This window comes from Bradyrhizobium sp. HKCCYLS2038, from assembly GCF_051167655.1.
GTDB lineage: Bacteria > Pseudomonadota > Alphaproteobacteria > Rhizobiales > Xanthobacteraceae > Bradyrhizobium.
On the sequence record NZ_JBNPTM010000002.1, the window covers coordinates 313,363 to 327,586 of the forward strand.

The 14,224-nt window shown below is 64.7% G+C and carries 12 protein-coding genes; 3 read left to right on the top strand and 9 right to left on the bottom strand.

Features of this window, described 5'->3' with window-relative positions; genetic code table 11:
- Position 1 precedes the first annotated feature (1 nt).
- From ACQR1I_RS10505 to ACQR1I_RS10515, 3 genes are all read left to right on the top strand, one after another.
- Positions 2–1,276: a beta-ketoacyl-ACP synthase gene (locus ACQR1I_RS10505; protein ID WP_434864539.1), complete on the top strand. Its 1,275-nt coding sequence runs from the start codon at positions 2–4 to the stop codon at positions 1,274–1,276.
- Between the two features lie 16 nt (positions 1,277–1,292).
- A complete protein-coding gene (locus tag ACQR1I_RS10510) occupies positions 1,293–2,225 on the top strand; it encodes a lipid A biosynthesis lauroyl acyltransferase (RefSeq protein ID WP_434864540.1) in 933 nt (310 codons plus the stop codon).
- 156 nt (positions 2,226–2,381) lie between these two features.
- A complete protein-coding gene (locus ACQR1I_RS10515) occupies positions 2,382–2,759 on the top strand; it encodes a VOC family protein (RefSeq protein WP_434864541.1) in 378 nt (125 codons plus the stop codon).
- A gap of 103 nt (positions 2,760–2,862) precedes the next feature.
- Here ACQR1I_RS10515 and ACQR1I_RS10520 read toward each other — a convergent pair whose 3' ends face one another.
- The 9 genes from ACQR1I_RS10520 to ACQR1I_RS10560 all read right to left on the bottom strand — a co-directional run bounded on the left by ACQR1I_RS10520 (position 2,863) and on the right by ACQR1I_RS10560 (position 14,223).
- Positions 2,863–3,969 carry a polyamine ABC transporter substrate-binding protein gene (locus tag ACQR1I_RS10520; protein WP_434864542.1) on the bottom strand — a complete coding sequence of 369 codons (1,107 nt, stop codon included), beginning with the start codon at positions 3,967–3,969 and terminating at the stop codon, positions 2,863–2,865.
- 12 nt (positions 3,970–3,981) lie between these two features.
- Complete coding sequence (locus tag ACQR1I_RS10525) at positions 3,982–5,145, bottom strand: aminotransferase (RefSeq protein ID WP_434864543.1); 1,164 nt, start codon at positions 5,143–5,145, stop codon at positions 3,982–3,984.
- 9 nt (positions 5,146–5,154) lie between these two features.
- Positions 5,155–5,484, bottom strand: coding sequence for a rhodanese-like domain-containing protein (locus tag ACQR1I_RS10530; RefSeq protein ID WP_434864544.1), 330 nt, complete (start codon positions 5,482–5,484; stop codon positions 5,155–5,157).
- Positions 5,485–5,594: 110 nt separating this feature from the next.
- A complete protein-coding gene (locus ACQR1I_RS10535; protein WP_434864545.1) occupies positions 5,595–7,517 on the bottom strand; it encodes a potassium transporter Kup in 1,923 nt (640 codons plus the stop codon).
- Positions 7,518–7,671: 154 nt separating this feature from the next.
- Positions 7,672–9,570: a potassium transporter Kup gene (locus ACQR1I_RS10540; protein WP_434864546.1), complete on the bottom strand. Its 1,899-nt coding sequence runs from the start codon at positions 9,568–9,570 to the stop codon at positions 7,672–7,674.
- Between the two features lie 279 nt (positions 9,571–9,849).
- Positions 9,850–10,680 (bottom strand): flagellar motor protein MotB, encoded by an 831-nt coding sequence (locus ACQR1I_RS10545; protein WP_434864547.1) that lies wholly within the window; start codon positions 10,678–10,680, stop codon positions 9,850–9,852.
- A 38-nt stretch (positions 10,681–10,718) separates the two neighbouring features.
- A complete protein-coding gene (locus ACQR1I_RS10550; protein ID WP_434864548.1) occupies positions 10,719–11,492 on the bottom strand; it encodes a motility protein A in 774 nt (257 codons plus the stop codon).
- Positions 11,493–11,668: 176 nt separating this feature from the next.
- Positions 11,669–12,031, bottom strand: a complete 363-nt coding sequence (locus ACQR1I_RS10555; protein ID WP_434864549.1) for an Hpt domain-containing protein — start codon at positions 12,029–12,031, stop codon at positions 11,669–11,671.
- Positions 12,028–14,223 carry an ATP-binding protein gene (locus tag ACQR1I_RS10560; RefSeq protein WP_434864550.1) on the bottom strand — a complete coding sequence of 732 codons (2,196 nt, stop codon included), beginning with the start codon at positions 14,221–14,223 and terminating at the stop codon, positions 12,028–12,030. Before ACQR1I_RS10560 ends, ACQR1I_RS10555 begins: the two co-directional genes overlap by 4 nt.
- Position 14,224 lies beyond the last annotated feature (1 nt).

A 14,224-nucleotide genomic window follows, 5' to 3' on the forward strand; every position in this document is an offset into this window, starting at 1 on the left:
CATGAGTGTACGCGACAAATTTGGACGTCCCGTCGTGGTCGTCACGGGCATGGGCATCGTCACCTCGCTCGGGGCCGGCAAGTCGGACAATTGGAGCAAGCTGGTGGCCGGCGAGTCCGGCATCCGCACCATTACGCGCTTCCCGATCGACGGCTTGAAGACGACGATGGCCGGCACGGTCGACTTCGTGCCCGTGGCGCCGTTCACGTCGACGGGGCTGTCCGAGCGGCTCGGCCACATGGCCGTCGAGGAAGCGATCGCGCAGGCCGGGATCGGCTCCAAGGGCGATTTCCCGGGCCCGCTGTTCCTGGCCGTCGCGCCGGTCGAGATCGAGTGGCCGCAGCGGCTCGAGCTCGCCCATGAGGTCGGCGGGACGAACTTCAGCTATGATGATCTCCTGAGGGTCTGCGGCGGCGGAAAGTTCGTCAACTATCACCACCGCTTCCTGTTCGGCTCGGTCGCGGATTCGCTGTCCGACACGTTCGGCACCAAGGGTTCGCCGATCTCGCTGTCGACGGCCTGCGCCTCCGGCGCGACCGCGATCCAGCTCGGCGTCGAGGCGATCCGGCGCGGCGAGACCGACGTCGCGCTGTGCGCGGCCACCGAAGGCTCGGTCAATCCCGAAGGCCTCGTGCGCTTCTCGCTGCTGTCGGCGCTGTCGACGCAGAACGATCCGCCGCAGGCCGCCTCCAAGCCGTTCTCCAAGAACCGCGACGGCTTCGTGATGGCCGAGGGCGCCGGCGCGCTGGTGCTGGAGAGCTATGACGCGGCCGTGGCGCGTGGCGCAAAAATCCTCGGCGTCGTCGCCGGCTGCGGCGAGCTGACCGACTCGTTCCACCGCACCCGCTCTTCGCCCGACGGCAAGCCGATCATCGGCTGCATCCGCAAGGCGCTGGCCGACGCCGGCATGGCGCCGGAGCAGATCGACCACATCAACGCCCACGGCACGGCGACGCCCGAGAACGACAAGATGGAATATGTCGGTGTCTCCGCCGTGTTCGGCGAGCACACCGGCAAGATTCCGGTGTCGTCGAACAAGTCGATGGTTGGCCACACCATCTCCGCAGCCGGCGCCGTCGAGGCGATCATCTCGTTGCTGACGCTGGAGCATCAGCTGATCCCGCCGACCATCAACTACGACATTCCGGATCCTGCGATCCTGTTCGACGTCGTCGGCAACAAGGCCCGCGAGGCCCGCGTCACCGCCGTCATGTCGAACTCGTTCGGCTTCGGCGGCCAGAATGCCTCGCTGATCCTGACCCGCGAACCGGCCTGATCCGCCTGTCGCCTCGATGAGTCTCATTCCCCTTCGGACCAAGCTCGTCATCCGCCAGAAGGTGAAGTCGCTCGGGTCCTCGGCCGTCGGCGCGCTGACGGTCGGCATGCTCAAGACCACGCGCTATTTCGATCCGATCAAGACCGCCGACAGCTTCGCCCGCATCACCCGGGCGATCGGGCCGCGGCTGCGCGAGCACCGCATTGCGCGCGACAATCTGACGGCGGCGTTTCCGGAAAAGTCGCCGGAGGAGATCGAGACCATCCTGGCCGGTGTGTGGGACAATGTCGGCCGCCTCGGCGCCGAGTTCGCCCATCTCGACAAGATCTGGGACTACGACGAGGAGCATCCGGAACTGAGCCGCATCGAGCTGCCGCCGCGCACCTATGAGCTCTTCCATCAGCTGCGGCTCGACGGCAAGCCGGCGCTGATCTTCGCCAGCCATCTCGCCAATTGGGAAATGCCGGCGCTCGCCGCCGTCGCCCACAAACTCGACACCGCGATCCTCTATCGCAAACCGAACATAGCGGCCGCCGACCGCATCATCCGCGAGATGCGGCAGGACAAGATGGGCACGCTGGTGCCGGCGGGGCGCGGCGCACCGATCAAGCTCGCCGAGGCACTGAAGAGCGGGCAGCACGTCGCGATGCTGGTCGACCAGTACCTGACCGGTGGCGTCGAGGTCACCTTCTTCGGCCGCAAGACCCGCGCCAACCCGATGCTGGCGCGCCTGTTGCGGCAGGTCGAATGCCCCGTGCACGGCGTCCGCATCATCCGCCTCCCCGGCCATCGCTTTCGCGCCGAGGTATCGGAGGAAGTGAAGCCGGTGCGCGACGCCAATGGGCAGATCGACATCCAGGGCATGACCCAGGCCATCACCTCCGTCGTCGAGGGCTGGGTACGCGAATATCCGGAGCAATGGCTCTGGCTGCACCGGCGCTGGCGGTAGTCGGCGCAGCAAATTCCGCTACAGGGAAGCAGCACTGCAGCATCATTTCCCGCTCACGGGCTATTCGAAGATAATACTTACCTCTTCTGCCGGCGCTCGCTACCTTGGCGCCGTATCCGACAAGCTGTTCGGAAGCTTCAGGGAGGATGAGCGCGAATGTTTTCGCATGTGATGATCGGCACCAACGACCTCGACAAGGCCAAGGCCTTCTACGACAAGCTGCTGGGCACGCTCGGCGTGAGGCCGGCCCGCGTCGACGGCCACCGCATCTTCTACATCACGCCGACCGGCATCTTCTCGGTGTCGAAGCCGATCAACGGCCAGCCCGCGACGCCCGCCAATGGCGGCACGATCGGCTTCGCCTGCACCTCTCCGGAACAGGCCGACGCCTGGCATGCGGCGGGCCTCGAAGCCGGCGGCACGACCTGTGAGAACCCGCCCGGCATCCGCGAAGGCTCGGCCGGCAAACTGTATCTCGCCTACCTGCGCGACCTCGACGGCAACAAGCTGTGTGCCATGCACCGACTGGGCTGAGCTCTCGCCGACGTCATTGCGAGGAGCAACGCGACGAAGCAATCCAGAATCGCGGTCTCGGCCCTGGATTGCTTCGCTTCGCTCGCAATGACGGCAGCGGCGACTACCGCCCCGTCTTCACCTTCGTCCAGAGCCGGTTGATCACGCGCTGCGTGGCAGACTCGCGGGCGGTGATGACGAACAGCTTCTTCAGGGTCGCGTCGTCCGGGTAAATGTTCTTGTCGCCGAGAATTTTCGGGTCGATCAGCTTCTGGCTGGCCAGGTTGCCGTTGGCATAGGACAGGAAGTCGGAGTTCTTGGCGGCGACCTCGGGGCGATAGAGGTAGTTGATCAGCGCATACGCCTCGGCTGCGTGCGGCGCGTCGGCGGGTATGGCGAGATTGTCGAAGAACATCTGCGCGCCCTCTTTCGGGATCGCGTAGCCAATCTCGATGCCGTTCTTGGCTTCCTCGGCGCGGCTGCGCGCCTGCATGATGTCGCCGGACCAGCCGACGACGAGACAGATCTCGCCGGTGGCGAGCGCGCTCAGATATTCCGACGAATGAAATTTGCGCACGGAGGGTGCGACCTTGCCGACCACCTCGGCGGCCTTCTCCAGGTCTGCCTGCTTGGTCGAGTTGGGATCGAGGCCGAGATAGTTCAGCGCCGCTGGGAAGATGTCGTCGGCGGAGTCCAGCATGTGGACGCCGCAATCCTTGAATTTGGCGAGGTTCTCCGGCTTGAACACCATGTCCCAGCTGTCGATCCGCGCGCCAGCGCCCAGGACCTTCTCGATCGCCTTGACGTTGTAGCCGATGCCCGTCGTGCCCCACATGTAGTTGGCGGCGAACTGGTTGCCGGGATCGTAGATGGCCAGACGCTCTGTCACGACGGGCCAGGCATTGGCGAGGTTCGGCAGCTTGGACTTGTCCAGCGGCTGGAAGATCTTGGCCTTGATCTGGCGCTGCAGGAAATACGCAGTGGGTACCACGACGTCGTAGCCGGACTTGCCAGCGAGCAGCCGCGTCTCCAGGGTCTCGTTGGCGTCGAAGGTGTCGTAGACGACCTTGATGCCGGTTTCCTTGGTGAAGTCGTCAAGGACACCGGGCGCCATGTAGTTCGACCAGTTGTAGAAGTTGACGACGCGCTCCTCGGCACGGCCGAGCGAAACCGAGAAGGCCAGCACCGCGGCAGCCAGCGCCAGAGCCGAACGAATGCAGCCGCGCGTCATCAAGCCCGTCTCCTAGCGTCGATGAATGGCGTCGGACAGGCGCTCCAGCGCCGTATCCAGTGTCGCGTCCTTCTTGGCGAAGCAGAACCGGACCACCGAGGTCACGGGGTCCTTCTCATAGAAGGCCGACACCGGGATCGCCGCGACCTTGTAGTCGTGGACGATGCGCCGGCAGAACTGCTCGTCGGTCTCGTTGAGCCCGAGCGGCGACAGGTCCACGGTGAGGAAATAGGTTCCTTGCGCCTTCAGCACGGGAAAGCCGAGACGTTCGAGCCCGGCCGTGAGCCGGTCGCGGCTGCGCGCCAGCTCGGCGCGCATGTCGACGAAATAGTCGTCGGACTTGCCGAGCCCATAGGCGACGGCCATCTGCAGGTTCGGCGCCGTCGTGAAAGTGAGGAACTGGTGCACCTTGGCGGCGACACGCAGCAGCTGCGGCGCGGCGCAAACGAAGCCGATCTTCCAGCCGGTGAGCGAGAAGATCTTGCCCGCGGAGCCGACCTTGATGGTGCGGTCACGCATCCCCGGGATCGTGATCAGCGGGATGTGCTCGCGGCCGTCGAACACCACGTGCTCCCAGACCTCATCGCAGATCGCGACCGAATCGAACTCCTGGCAGAAGCGCGCCAGCAGCTCGAGGTCCTCGCGCGGATAGACCACGGCCGCAGGGTTCAGCGGATTGTTGAACAGCACCGCCTTGGTCTTCGGCGAGAACGCCTGCCGCAGCATCTCCTCCGACAGCCGCCAATGCGGCGGCTCGAGCCGCACCAGCTTCGGGATGCCGCCGGCCTGGCGGATGATCGGCAAATAGGAATCATAGACCGGCTGGAAGCAGATCACCTCGTCGCCCGGCTCAACCACCGAAAGGATCGCCGAGGTCAGCGCCTCGGTGCCGCCGGAAGTGACCATGACCTCGCTCATCGGATCGAGATCGAGCTTGTGCCAGTGCTTGTAGTGCGCGGCGATGGCTTGGCGCAGCTCCGGCAAGCCCATCATCGACGGATACTGGTTGTAGCCGTTCAGGACCGCGTCGGCGGCGGCGCGGCGGATGTCCTCGGGGCCGGGATCGTCGGGAAAGCCCTGCCCCAGATTGATGGCGTTGTTGTCGCGCGCGAGCTGCGACATCTGCTCGAAGATCGTGACGGGCAGATCGGCGAAGACCTTGTTCTGCGAGATCATGATGCCCTGTCAGCCGCCGGACTTGATCGGCAGGCCGGCCGCCTTCCAGCCGAGCATGCCGCCTTGCAGATGCTTGTCATACGGCAGACCCGCCGCCTGCGCGGCCATCGAGGCGGTGACGGAGCGCTTGCCGGAACGGCAGGCAAACACGACGTCCTTGCCTTTGGGGTCAGGGATCAGCTTAGGGTCGAAGCTCGACAGGGGAACGACGATGCCGTCCGGATAGGCTTCCGCAGCAACTTCGTTCGGCTCGCGCACGTCAACCAGAAGAATCTTTCCCTCGGCGATTCCTTTGGCCACGTCCTGCGGGGTCAAATCGTGCACAACAGCCACGCCCATCCTCCAAGCCTTCACTGGAGCCGCATAAGGCCCCGAACCGGCGCCAAACTCGCCCCGGACGCGGGGAAAATCAAGCGCTTCGGCAAGCTCTCGACAGCCGTCCACGCAGGTCAGATCGTGACCTGCGTGCCGACCTCGACCACACGCCCGCTCGGGATCTGGAAATAGTCGGTCGCGTCGTTGGCGGACCGGCTCATGCTGATGAACAGGTGGTCCTGCCAGCGCGGCATGCCGGAATGCGCCGCCGGCTTGAGCGCACGGCGCGACAGGAAGAACGACGTCGACATGATGTCGAACTGCCAGCCGAGCTTGCGCGCGATCGCCAGTGCCCGCGGCACGTTGGGCGATTCCATGAAGCCGAAGCGCAGGGTGACCTTGGAGAAGGTCGGGCTGATCTGCTCCAGGCGCACCCGCTCCGACGGATCGATGCGCGGGGTCGGCGCGGTCTCGATGGTCAGGATGACGTTCTTCTCGTGCAGCACCTTGTAGTGCTTGAGGCTGTGCATCAGCGCGGTCGGCGCGCTCAGGGGATCCGAGGTCAGGAACACGGCGGTGCCGGGCACCCGCTGCGGCGGACGCTTCTCGAGCATCGCGACCAGGTCCGCGAGCGGGAATTCCAGTTTGCGCGACTTGTCGAACAGCAGCCGGCTGCCGCGCCGCCACGTGTACATCAGCGTCATGACGAAGCCGCCCAGCGCCAGCGGCACCCAGCCGCCTTCGAGCACCTTCAGGAGGTTCGCCGACAGGAAGGTCAGGTCGAGGAACAGGAACGGCGCGATCAGCGCAGCGGCGGCGAATGGCGACCACCGCCAGACCTTCCAGATCACGACGAAGCCCATCATCGCCGTCACCACCATGGTGCCGGTCACCGAGATGCCGTAGGCGGAGGCCAGCGCGCTGGAGGATTTGAACAGCAGCACCAGCAGCACCACCGAGAGCAGCAGCAGCTTGGTGATGCGCGGGATGTAGATCTGGCCGGAATGCGACTCGGAGGTGTGGCGGATCTCGAAGCGCGGCAGCAGGCCGAGCTGGATCGCCTGCCGGGTCAGCGAATAGGCACCGGTGATGACGGCCTGGCTGGCGATCACGGTCGCCACGGTGGCCAGCGCCACCATCGGGATCAGCGCCCACTCCGGGAACATCAGGAAGAACGGGTTCTCGATTGCCTTGGCATCGGCAATGACCAGCGCGCCCTGCCCGAGATAATTCAAGGCCAGCGACGGCAGAACGATGAACAGCCAGGCGGTCTGGATCGGCCGCTTGCCGAAATGACCCAGGTCGGCATACAGCGCCTCGGCCCCCGTCACCGCCAGGAACACCGCGCCGAGCGTGACGAAGCCGATGATGCCGTGATGCAGCATGAAGGTCACGGCGTTGAGCGGGTTGATCGCCCACAGCACCTCGGGATGGCGCAGGATCGGCGGCAGCGCCGCGATCCCGATCACCGCAAACCAGATCAACATGATCGGGCCGAAGAACGCAGCCACTTTGGCGGTGCCGCGGACCTGGACCGCGAACAGCATGACCAGGATGATGATCGTGAGCGGCACGACATAGGGGTCGAACGCGGCCGTCACCAGCTTGATGCCCTCGATGGCCGACAGCACGGACAAGGCCGGCGTGATCACCGCGTCGCCATAGAACAGCGCGCCCGAGATGATGCCGAGCAGGACGATGATGCTGGCGCCGCGGGTGACCCCGCGTTGAGCCAGCGCCATCAGCGCCAAGGTGCCGCCTTCGCCGTGGTTGTCGGCGCGCAGCAGGATGACGACGTATTTCAGGGTCACCACGACGATCAAGGCCCACAGGATCAGCGAGATCACGCCCATGACGGCGTGGGGGGCTGCCTCGCCGCTGCTGCTGGCGGCCATGACAGCTTCACGCAGCGCATAGAGCGGGCTGGTGCCGATGTCGCCATAGACGACGCCGATGCTCCCCAGGGTCAGTGCAGCGAAGCTGGCCGTGGAATGGGCATCGCCATGCCCGTTGGCCGCCGGCGTTTCCGCGGGCGTGGCTGCGACATCAGCTGTCATGGGGGTAGCCCTTCGAGGCCTCGTTGATGCTTCACTGCACAAAATGGCAGAGCGCGCGGCTTATAGCTGTAGGGGTTTCATAAAGACCCGCAGATATTGCAGGCCAGAACCGCAGTTTGACATAGCTGAAGCTTAGCGGAGGTGGAGGCCCCGATCAGATCGTTACCTGAGTACCGACTTCGACCACCCGCCCCGTCGGGATCTGGAAATAGTCGGTCGCATCGTTGGCCGACCGGCTGAGGCCGATGAACAGGTGATCCTGCCAGGTCGGCATCCCCGACTGGGACGACGGCTTCAGCGAGCGGCGCGAGACGAAGAACGACGTCGACATGATGTCGAACTGCCAGCCGAGTTTTCGCGCCACTGCGAGGGCCCGCGGCACGTTGGGCGACTCCATGAAGCCGAAGCGCAGCCGCACCTTGGAGAACTTCTCGCTGATCTTCTCCATGCGCACCCGCTCCGAGACGTCGACGCGCGGGGTCTGCGCGGTCTCGATGGTCAGGATGACGTTGTGCTCGTGCAGCACCTTGTTGTGCTTGAGGTTATGCAGCAGCGCCGTTGGCACAGAGGTCGGATCGCTGGTGAGGAACACCGCAGTCCCCTTCACGATGTGCGGCGGCCGCTTCTCCAAGCTCGCAATCAGGTCGTCCAGCGGCACCTCGATCTTGCGAGTCTTGAGCATCAGGATCGACGAGCCGCGACGCCAGGTCCAGATCGTGACCGCCATGGCAGCGCCGAACAGCAGCGGCACCCAGGCGCCCTCGAACAGCTTCAGCAGGTTGGCGGCGAAGAACGTCATATCGACGACGACGAAGGGAACGATGATCGCAGCCGCCACCGCGGCACGCAGGTTCCAGAGCTTCCAGATCACCACGAAGCCCATGATGCCGTCGGCCACCATGGTGGTCGACACCGCGATACCGTAAGCGGACGCGAGGTTGCTGGAGGTTCTGAACAGCAGCACCAGCAGCATGACACCGATCAACAGCAGCCGGTTGACGCGCGGCAGGTAGATCTGGCCGGCGTGGCTTTCCGACGTATAGCGGACCTCGAAGCGCGGCAGCAGGCCGAGCTGCACCGCCTGGCTGACCAGCGAATAGGCACCGGTGATCACGGCCTGGCTCGCGATCACGGTCGCGGCCGTCGCCAGCACCACCAGCGGCAGCAGCAGCAGTTCGGGTACCATCCGGTAGAACGAGTTCTCGATCGCGGCCGGGTCGGACAGCACCAGCGCGCCCTGCCCGAAATAATTGATCAGCAGCGACGGAAGCACGAAGAACAGCCACGCCGACTGAATCGGCTTGCGGCCGAAATGACCGAGGTCGGCGTAAAGCGCCTCGCCGCCGGTGACCGCGAGAAACACCGCTCCCAGGGTGACCAGGCCGATGGTGCCATGCGACAGCAGGAACTGCACCGCATAATAGGGATTGATCGCCGCGAGCACGGACGGGTCGTCGCTGATGTGGACAATCCCCATCACGGCAAGGCTCGCGAACCAGGCGACCATCACCGGCCCGAACGCCGTCGCAACCCGCGCCGTTCCCTTGCTCTGCACGGTAAACAGCACGACCAGGATGAACACGGTAAGCGGCACCACGTAGTGCTCGAGCGCAGGCGCCGCGAGCTTGAGGCCTTCCACCGCCGAGAGCACCGAGATCGCCGGCGTGATCATCGAATCGCCGATGAACATCGAGGCACCGATGACGCCCAGCGCCATCAGAAACATGCTGCGGCGGCCCAGCGCGCGCTGGCCGAGCGCCATCAGCGACAGCGTTCCACCCTCGCCGTTGTTGTCCGCCCGCAGCAGCAGCAGCACGTATTTCGCGGTCACCACGATGAACAGCGACCAGAGGATCAGGGAGAGCACGCCCAGCACGATGATCCGCGACACCGGCTGTCCCTGGGCAGCGCCCGTGGCGGCCTCGCGGAAGGCATAGAGGGGCGAGGTACCGATGTCGCCGAACACGACGCCGATGCTGCCAAGCGTCAGCCCCCAGAACCCTGAGGCCGTCGCGGTTTCCTGTCCTTCGGTCGATGTCGCCGTGGCCGTCATGTCGCTTGGAACGCATTTTCCCGTTTGGCCCGGCGCGTGTGAACGCAGACCGGCCGCAGGTCAAGTCTCTACCATAGCAGACCTTGGGTCCCGGCCTGTCAGCGAACAGACTGGCGTGCACAGATGTCTCGTGCCGCACCGCAGGAGGTCGCTCTGCGGCGAAAGGCTTGCAGCAGCGAATGTTGGGACGGTCACCCGCAAATCAAGGGCTTGGCAGCGACGTCGATTCTGTTCGCAAATCGTCCGTGCGGCAATGTGATGCAGCGGGACGAGGTACGACTATGGCTTCAGGTCCGGAGGCAAGGGCGGATCTTCCCGCATCAGGGTGATCGTCACGCGGCGGTTGGCGGCCAGCGAGGGGTCGTCGGGAAACAGCGGCTGGGTATCCGCCTTGCCGGAAACCGCGAAGATATGGCCCGGCGGCAGCCCTTCCCGCTCCAGAATCTGGCGCACGGCGTTGGCGCGATCCGCCGACAGGTCGAAGCCGCCATAGTCGCTGCGGGCTGGAACGAAGCCGGCAGCGGTATGCCCGGTGATCTGGACCCGAAGCGGGGTCGCCTTGAGCGGGCCGGCCAGCTTCTCGATCAGGCGCCGCGTGCGATCATAAGGCACCTTCGACCCGTCGGCGAACATCGAGCGTCCGTCCTGGTCGACGATCTCGAGGTTCAGTCCCTGCTTGGTCTCCTCGAACATGATGTGCTTGGAGATCTCGGTCATCTCCGGCATGTCCTGCAAGGCCTGACGCAGCGAGGCGGAGGCTAGCGCGAACTGCCGGTCGGTCTTGAGCTTGGCGCCGTTGGTATGCTGGCGCTCCTCCTGCTCGGGGCTCGGATCGCGCGCCGTCTCCTCCGGCGAAATATGGGCGGCGTTCTTCAGCTTCGGGCGGGTCGGCAGGCCATCGGATTCGACGATACCGGAATAGCGCGACTCGTTCTGCACGCCGAAGGCTTCGCGCATCGAGCCGGCGACCACCTTCAGCTTGTTGTTGTCCATGGTGGAGAACGCGACGAGCATCACGAAGAAGCTCATCATGAGACCCATCAGGTCGGCGAAGGTCACGAACCAGCCGTGTCCGCCGCCATGCGCGTCGCCCCGTTTCTTCTTGGCCATCCCCTAGCTCCGGTGCACGCCCCCACCCCGACGACGGCCTAGGCCGGCACCGGCTCCCCTTCGGCATGGCGATGTTTCTCAGGCAGGTAGGCCAGCAGCATCTCCCGGACCAGCGCCGGGCTCTTGGAGTCGCGGATCATCAGGATGCCGTCGATGATCAACGTGCGATTGGTCTCCTCGTCGAGCAGCTTGCCGTGCAGCTTGTCGGCGATCGGCAGACAGAACAGGTTCGCGACCAGCGCGCCGTACAGCGTCGCGAGCAGCGCGGTCGCCATGAACGGGCCGAGCTTCGAGGGGTCGGTCATGTTGGCGAACATCTGCACCATGCCGATCAGCGTGCCGATCATGCCGAACGCCGGGGCGCAGTCGCCGATGGCGCGGTAGATCTTGCTGCCCTCGTCGAGGTGCATCAGGAAATTGTCGCGGTCGCGCTCGAGATTGTCGCGGATGAATTCGAGGTCGTAGCCGTCGGCCACGTAGCGGATGCCCTTGGCGAGGAACGGCTCGTCCGTCTCGACCTTTTCAAGCCCAACGGGCCCCTGCTTGCGGGCGATCTCGGCAATGCGGGCGAGCTCGTCGACCAGGTCGCGCGCTGAAAGCCGGCTCATCGTGAAGGCGAACTTGGCGCCGAGCGGCAGGCCGTGCAGCATCGCACCGAGCGGAAAGCGGATCATGGTCGCCGCGATCGAGCCGCCGAAAATGATGATCATGGCGTGCTCGCTGACGAACATCTCGACGTCGCCGCCGAGCAACATCATCGTCGCGATCACGATGAAGCCGGCGACCAGCCCGGCGCCCGTCATAATATCCATGAGCCAACTCCACCCGCTTGACCGAACCAGCGTCCGTGCTGGACGGACCCCCGGCACAAATGCTGCCGCGCAGCCCGACATTACGTCTGCGCCATTAAGGACGCGTTACTGAATTTGGTAGGCATAATGAGAGGTTAACCGCCGACGGCCGCGCAGCTTACATGCGGCCGTCGCACTCAGGCTGCCGCCGCGCCGGGCTTGAGCAGGTTTGCCTCGGCGAAATCAACCGCCTGCTCGAACGACTTCTGCATCCTGTTGACGATCTCGAGCATCTGCGCCGGCTCCATCGTCGCCGAGCCCAGCTCGAGCTCGCGAGACAGCCGCGACAGGGCCGAGAACCCGAACGTCGCCGACGAGCTCTTGATCGAATGCGCCTCGCGCTTCATCTCCAGGCGATCTTCGAATTTGCTCGCGAGCTTGCCGAACTTGCTGGACGTATCGTCGAGAAACGTCCGCAGCACTTCCAGCGCGTCCTCCTCGCCGAGCTCGGAAATCAGGATCTGGTAGACGGATTCGTCAAACTGCACCAAGTCGGTCATGCGACAAGCCTTTCCTTGTGTGTGGCAGCGGCCGCGCGGAGCAGAGCGGCGTTCAGTCGATCGCGCGTGACCGGCTTGGTCACGAAGTCGTTCATGCCGGCCTCCGTGCAGACCAGGTGATCCTGGCTGGTGGCGTTGGCCGTCAGAGCGATGATGTAGATGTCCTGGCTGGGCGGCGGCAGCGAGCGGATCATCCGTGTTGCCGTCACGCCGTCCATCTCCGGCATCATCATGTCCATGAGGATGAGGTCGTAAGCCTGCTTCTGCACGGCGGCGACCGCCTGGGTGCCGTTCTCGACGAGCTCATAAGTATGGCCGAGCTTGTCCAGCAGCTTCTTGATCACGAACTGATTCGTCAGGTTGTCTTCCGCGACGAGAATATTGAGCGGCTCGACGCTGGCCGGACGCTCCTCCTTGGCGGCCTCGCCGGTAGGCACGATGGTCGCCTCGGGCGCGCCGACCTGCTCCACCTCCGGCTGCGGTTGCGGCTGGACCTGGATCGTAAACGTGAACGTGCTGCCTTCGCCGACCTTGCTCTGGACCTTGATGTCCCCGCCCATGCAGGTGACGAGGCGCTTGCAGATCGCGAGTCCGAGGCCCGTGCCGCCGAAGCGGCGCGAGATCGAGTTGTCGACCTGGGAGAACTGCTTGAACAGGCGGCCGACCGCTTCTGCCGGAATTCCGACGCCGGTGTCGGCGACCGAAATCACCAGGGTGAGGTCCGGTTCGGCGAGGTTTTCGGCCCGCACGTCGACATGCACGCTGCCGGCCTCGGTAAACTTGAGCGCGTTGCCGACCAGATTGAACAGCACCTGGCGCAGCCGGGCGGGATCGCCGACCACGTAGTTCGGAACTTCGGGCGCGATCGACGTCGTCAGCTGGAGCCCCTTCTCCTTGGCGCGCGAGGCCAGAAGCTCGGCCGTCGCGGTGACGGAGCGGCGGAGGTCGAACTCGATATGCTCGATCTCCAGCCGGTCGGCATCGAGTTTGGAGAAATCGAGCACGTCGTTGAGGAGCTGCAGCAGGTAGTCCGCCGACTCCCGCAAGGTCGTGGCGATCTTGCGCTGCTCCGGCACCAGATCGGCCGACAGCAGCAGGTCGGCAAGTCCGATGACGCCGTTCATCGGGGTGCGGATCTCGTGGCTCATCATCGCCAGGAATTCTGACCGCGCCCGTGTACCGGCCTCGGCTGCATCGCGTGAGGCGGCGAGACCGGCCTGATAGCGCGCGATCAGGATGGTGATAATGCCGATGACCACCGTCAGCAGCCCCCCGATCAGGAGAGCGCGATCGCGATTGACCTTGAAGCTGGCGAAGACTTCATCGGCCGCCTGGCCGACAATCACGACCAGCGGCTGCCCCTTGATCTGCTGGAAGGAGTAGATGCGGGTGACGCCATCGATCAGACTGCTGATGGTGTAGGAGCCGCTGCTCTTTTGCTGGATCGCGGTCATCACCGGGCTGTTCGCGAGCGAGGATCCGACGCCGGCCGAACCGGCGGAGGCGCGCGCGCGCACGATGCCGTCGAGGCCGACGAGGGTGACGTTGCCCTTCTTCCCGAGATCGACCGAGTTGTAGAAGCTCGACAAGTATGCAGGGTCGAGCGAAACGACCACGACTCCGCCGAACGAGCCGTCGGACAGGATGATCCGGCGGGTCAGCTGGATCGACCATTTGTTGGAGACCCGGCCGAGGATCGGCTTGCTGATGAAGAGGAAATCATCCTTGCCGTCGGCGTGGACGCGGAAATGCTCGCGATCGTGGAGGTCGAGGCCACGCATCTTCGGATCGATGTTGCTGGACAGCATGATGCCGTCCTTGCCGATCACCACCACCTGGAACGAGACGTCGGAGAGGAACTGGCTGTTCTTCCACCACAGCGACATATCGAAATTTTGCGGATCCCTGGCATAGGAATCGCGGACATAGAGCAGCGTCTGATCCGCGGCACGGATCGAACGGATGATCTGCTCCTCGAAGACGCGCGCAAGGTTGGCGCCGTTCTTCAGCGCCGACTGCTCGGTGCGCGAATAGTCCTCGGAGATCGTGTAGAGGATGCCCCCCCATACCAGCGCGATCGCCGACAGGCCGATCACGGCGCTGCCGAAATGACCGACCAACCGGACCATCTTGTCGACGGACTGGTCGATCCAGCCGAACAACGGCATCGATTTGGATATCAGCCTGCGCATG

Excerpts from the sequence above, each read along its gene's own strand:
- ACQR1I_RS10505 (WP_434864539.1), top strand. The coding sequence starts at position 2 with ATGAGTGTACGCGACAAATTTGGACGTCCCGTCGTGGTCGTCACGGGC.
- ACQR1I_RS10510 (WP_434864540.1), top strand. The coding sequence starts at position 1,293 with ATGAGTCTCATTCCCCTTCGGACCAAGCTCGTCATCCGCCAGAAGGTG.
- ACQR1I_RS10515 (WP_434864541.1), top strand. The coding sequence starts at position 2,382 with ATGTTTTCGCATGTGATGATCGGCACCAACGACCTCGACAAGGCCAAG.
- ACQR1I_RS10520 (WP_434864542.1), bottom strand. The coding sequence starts at position 3,969 with ATGACGCGCGGCTGCATTCGTTCGGCTCTGGCGCTGGCTGCCGCGGTG.
- ACQR1I_RS10525 (WP_434864543.1), bottom strand. The coding sequence starts at position 5,145 with ATGATCTCGCAGAACAAGGTCTTCGCCGATCTGCCCGTCACGATCTTC.
- ACQR1I_RS10530 (WP_434864544.1), bottom strand. The coding sequence starts at position 5,484 with ATGGGCGTGGCTGTTGTGCACGATTTGACCCCGCAGGACGTGGCCAAA.
- ACQR1I_RS10535 (WP_434864545.1), bottom strand. The coding sequence starts at position 7,517 with ATGACAGCTGATGTCGCAGCCACGCCCGCGGAAACGCCGGCGGCCAAC.
- ACQR1I_RS10540 (WP_434864546.1), bottom strand. The coding sequence starts at position 9,570 with ATGACGGCCACGGCGACATCGACCGAAGGACAGGAAACCGCGACGGCC.
- ACQR1I_RS10545 (WP_434864547.1), bottom strand. The coding sequence starts at position 10,680 with ATGGCCAAGAAGAAACGGGGCGACGCGCATGGCGGCGGACACGGCTGG.
- ACQR1I_RS10550 (WP_434864548.1), bottom strand. The coding sequence starts at position 11,492 with ATGGATATTATGACGGGCGCCGGGCTGGTCGCCGGCTTCATCGTGATC.
- ACQR1I_RS10555 (WP_434864549.1), bottom strand. The coding sequence starts at position 12,031 with ATGACCGACTTGGTGCAGTTTGACGAATCCGTCTACCAGATCCTGATT.
- ACQR1I_RS10560 (WP_434864550.1), bottom strand. The coding sequence starts at position 14,223 with ATGCGCAGGCTGATATCCAAATCGATGCCGTTGTTCGGCTGGATCGAC.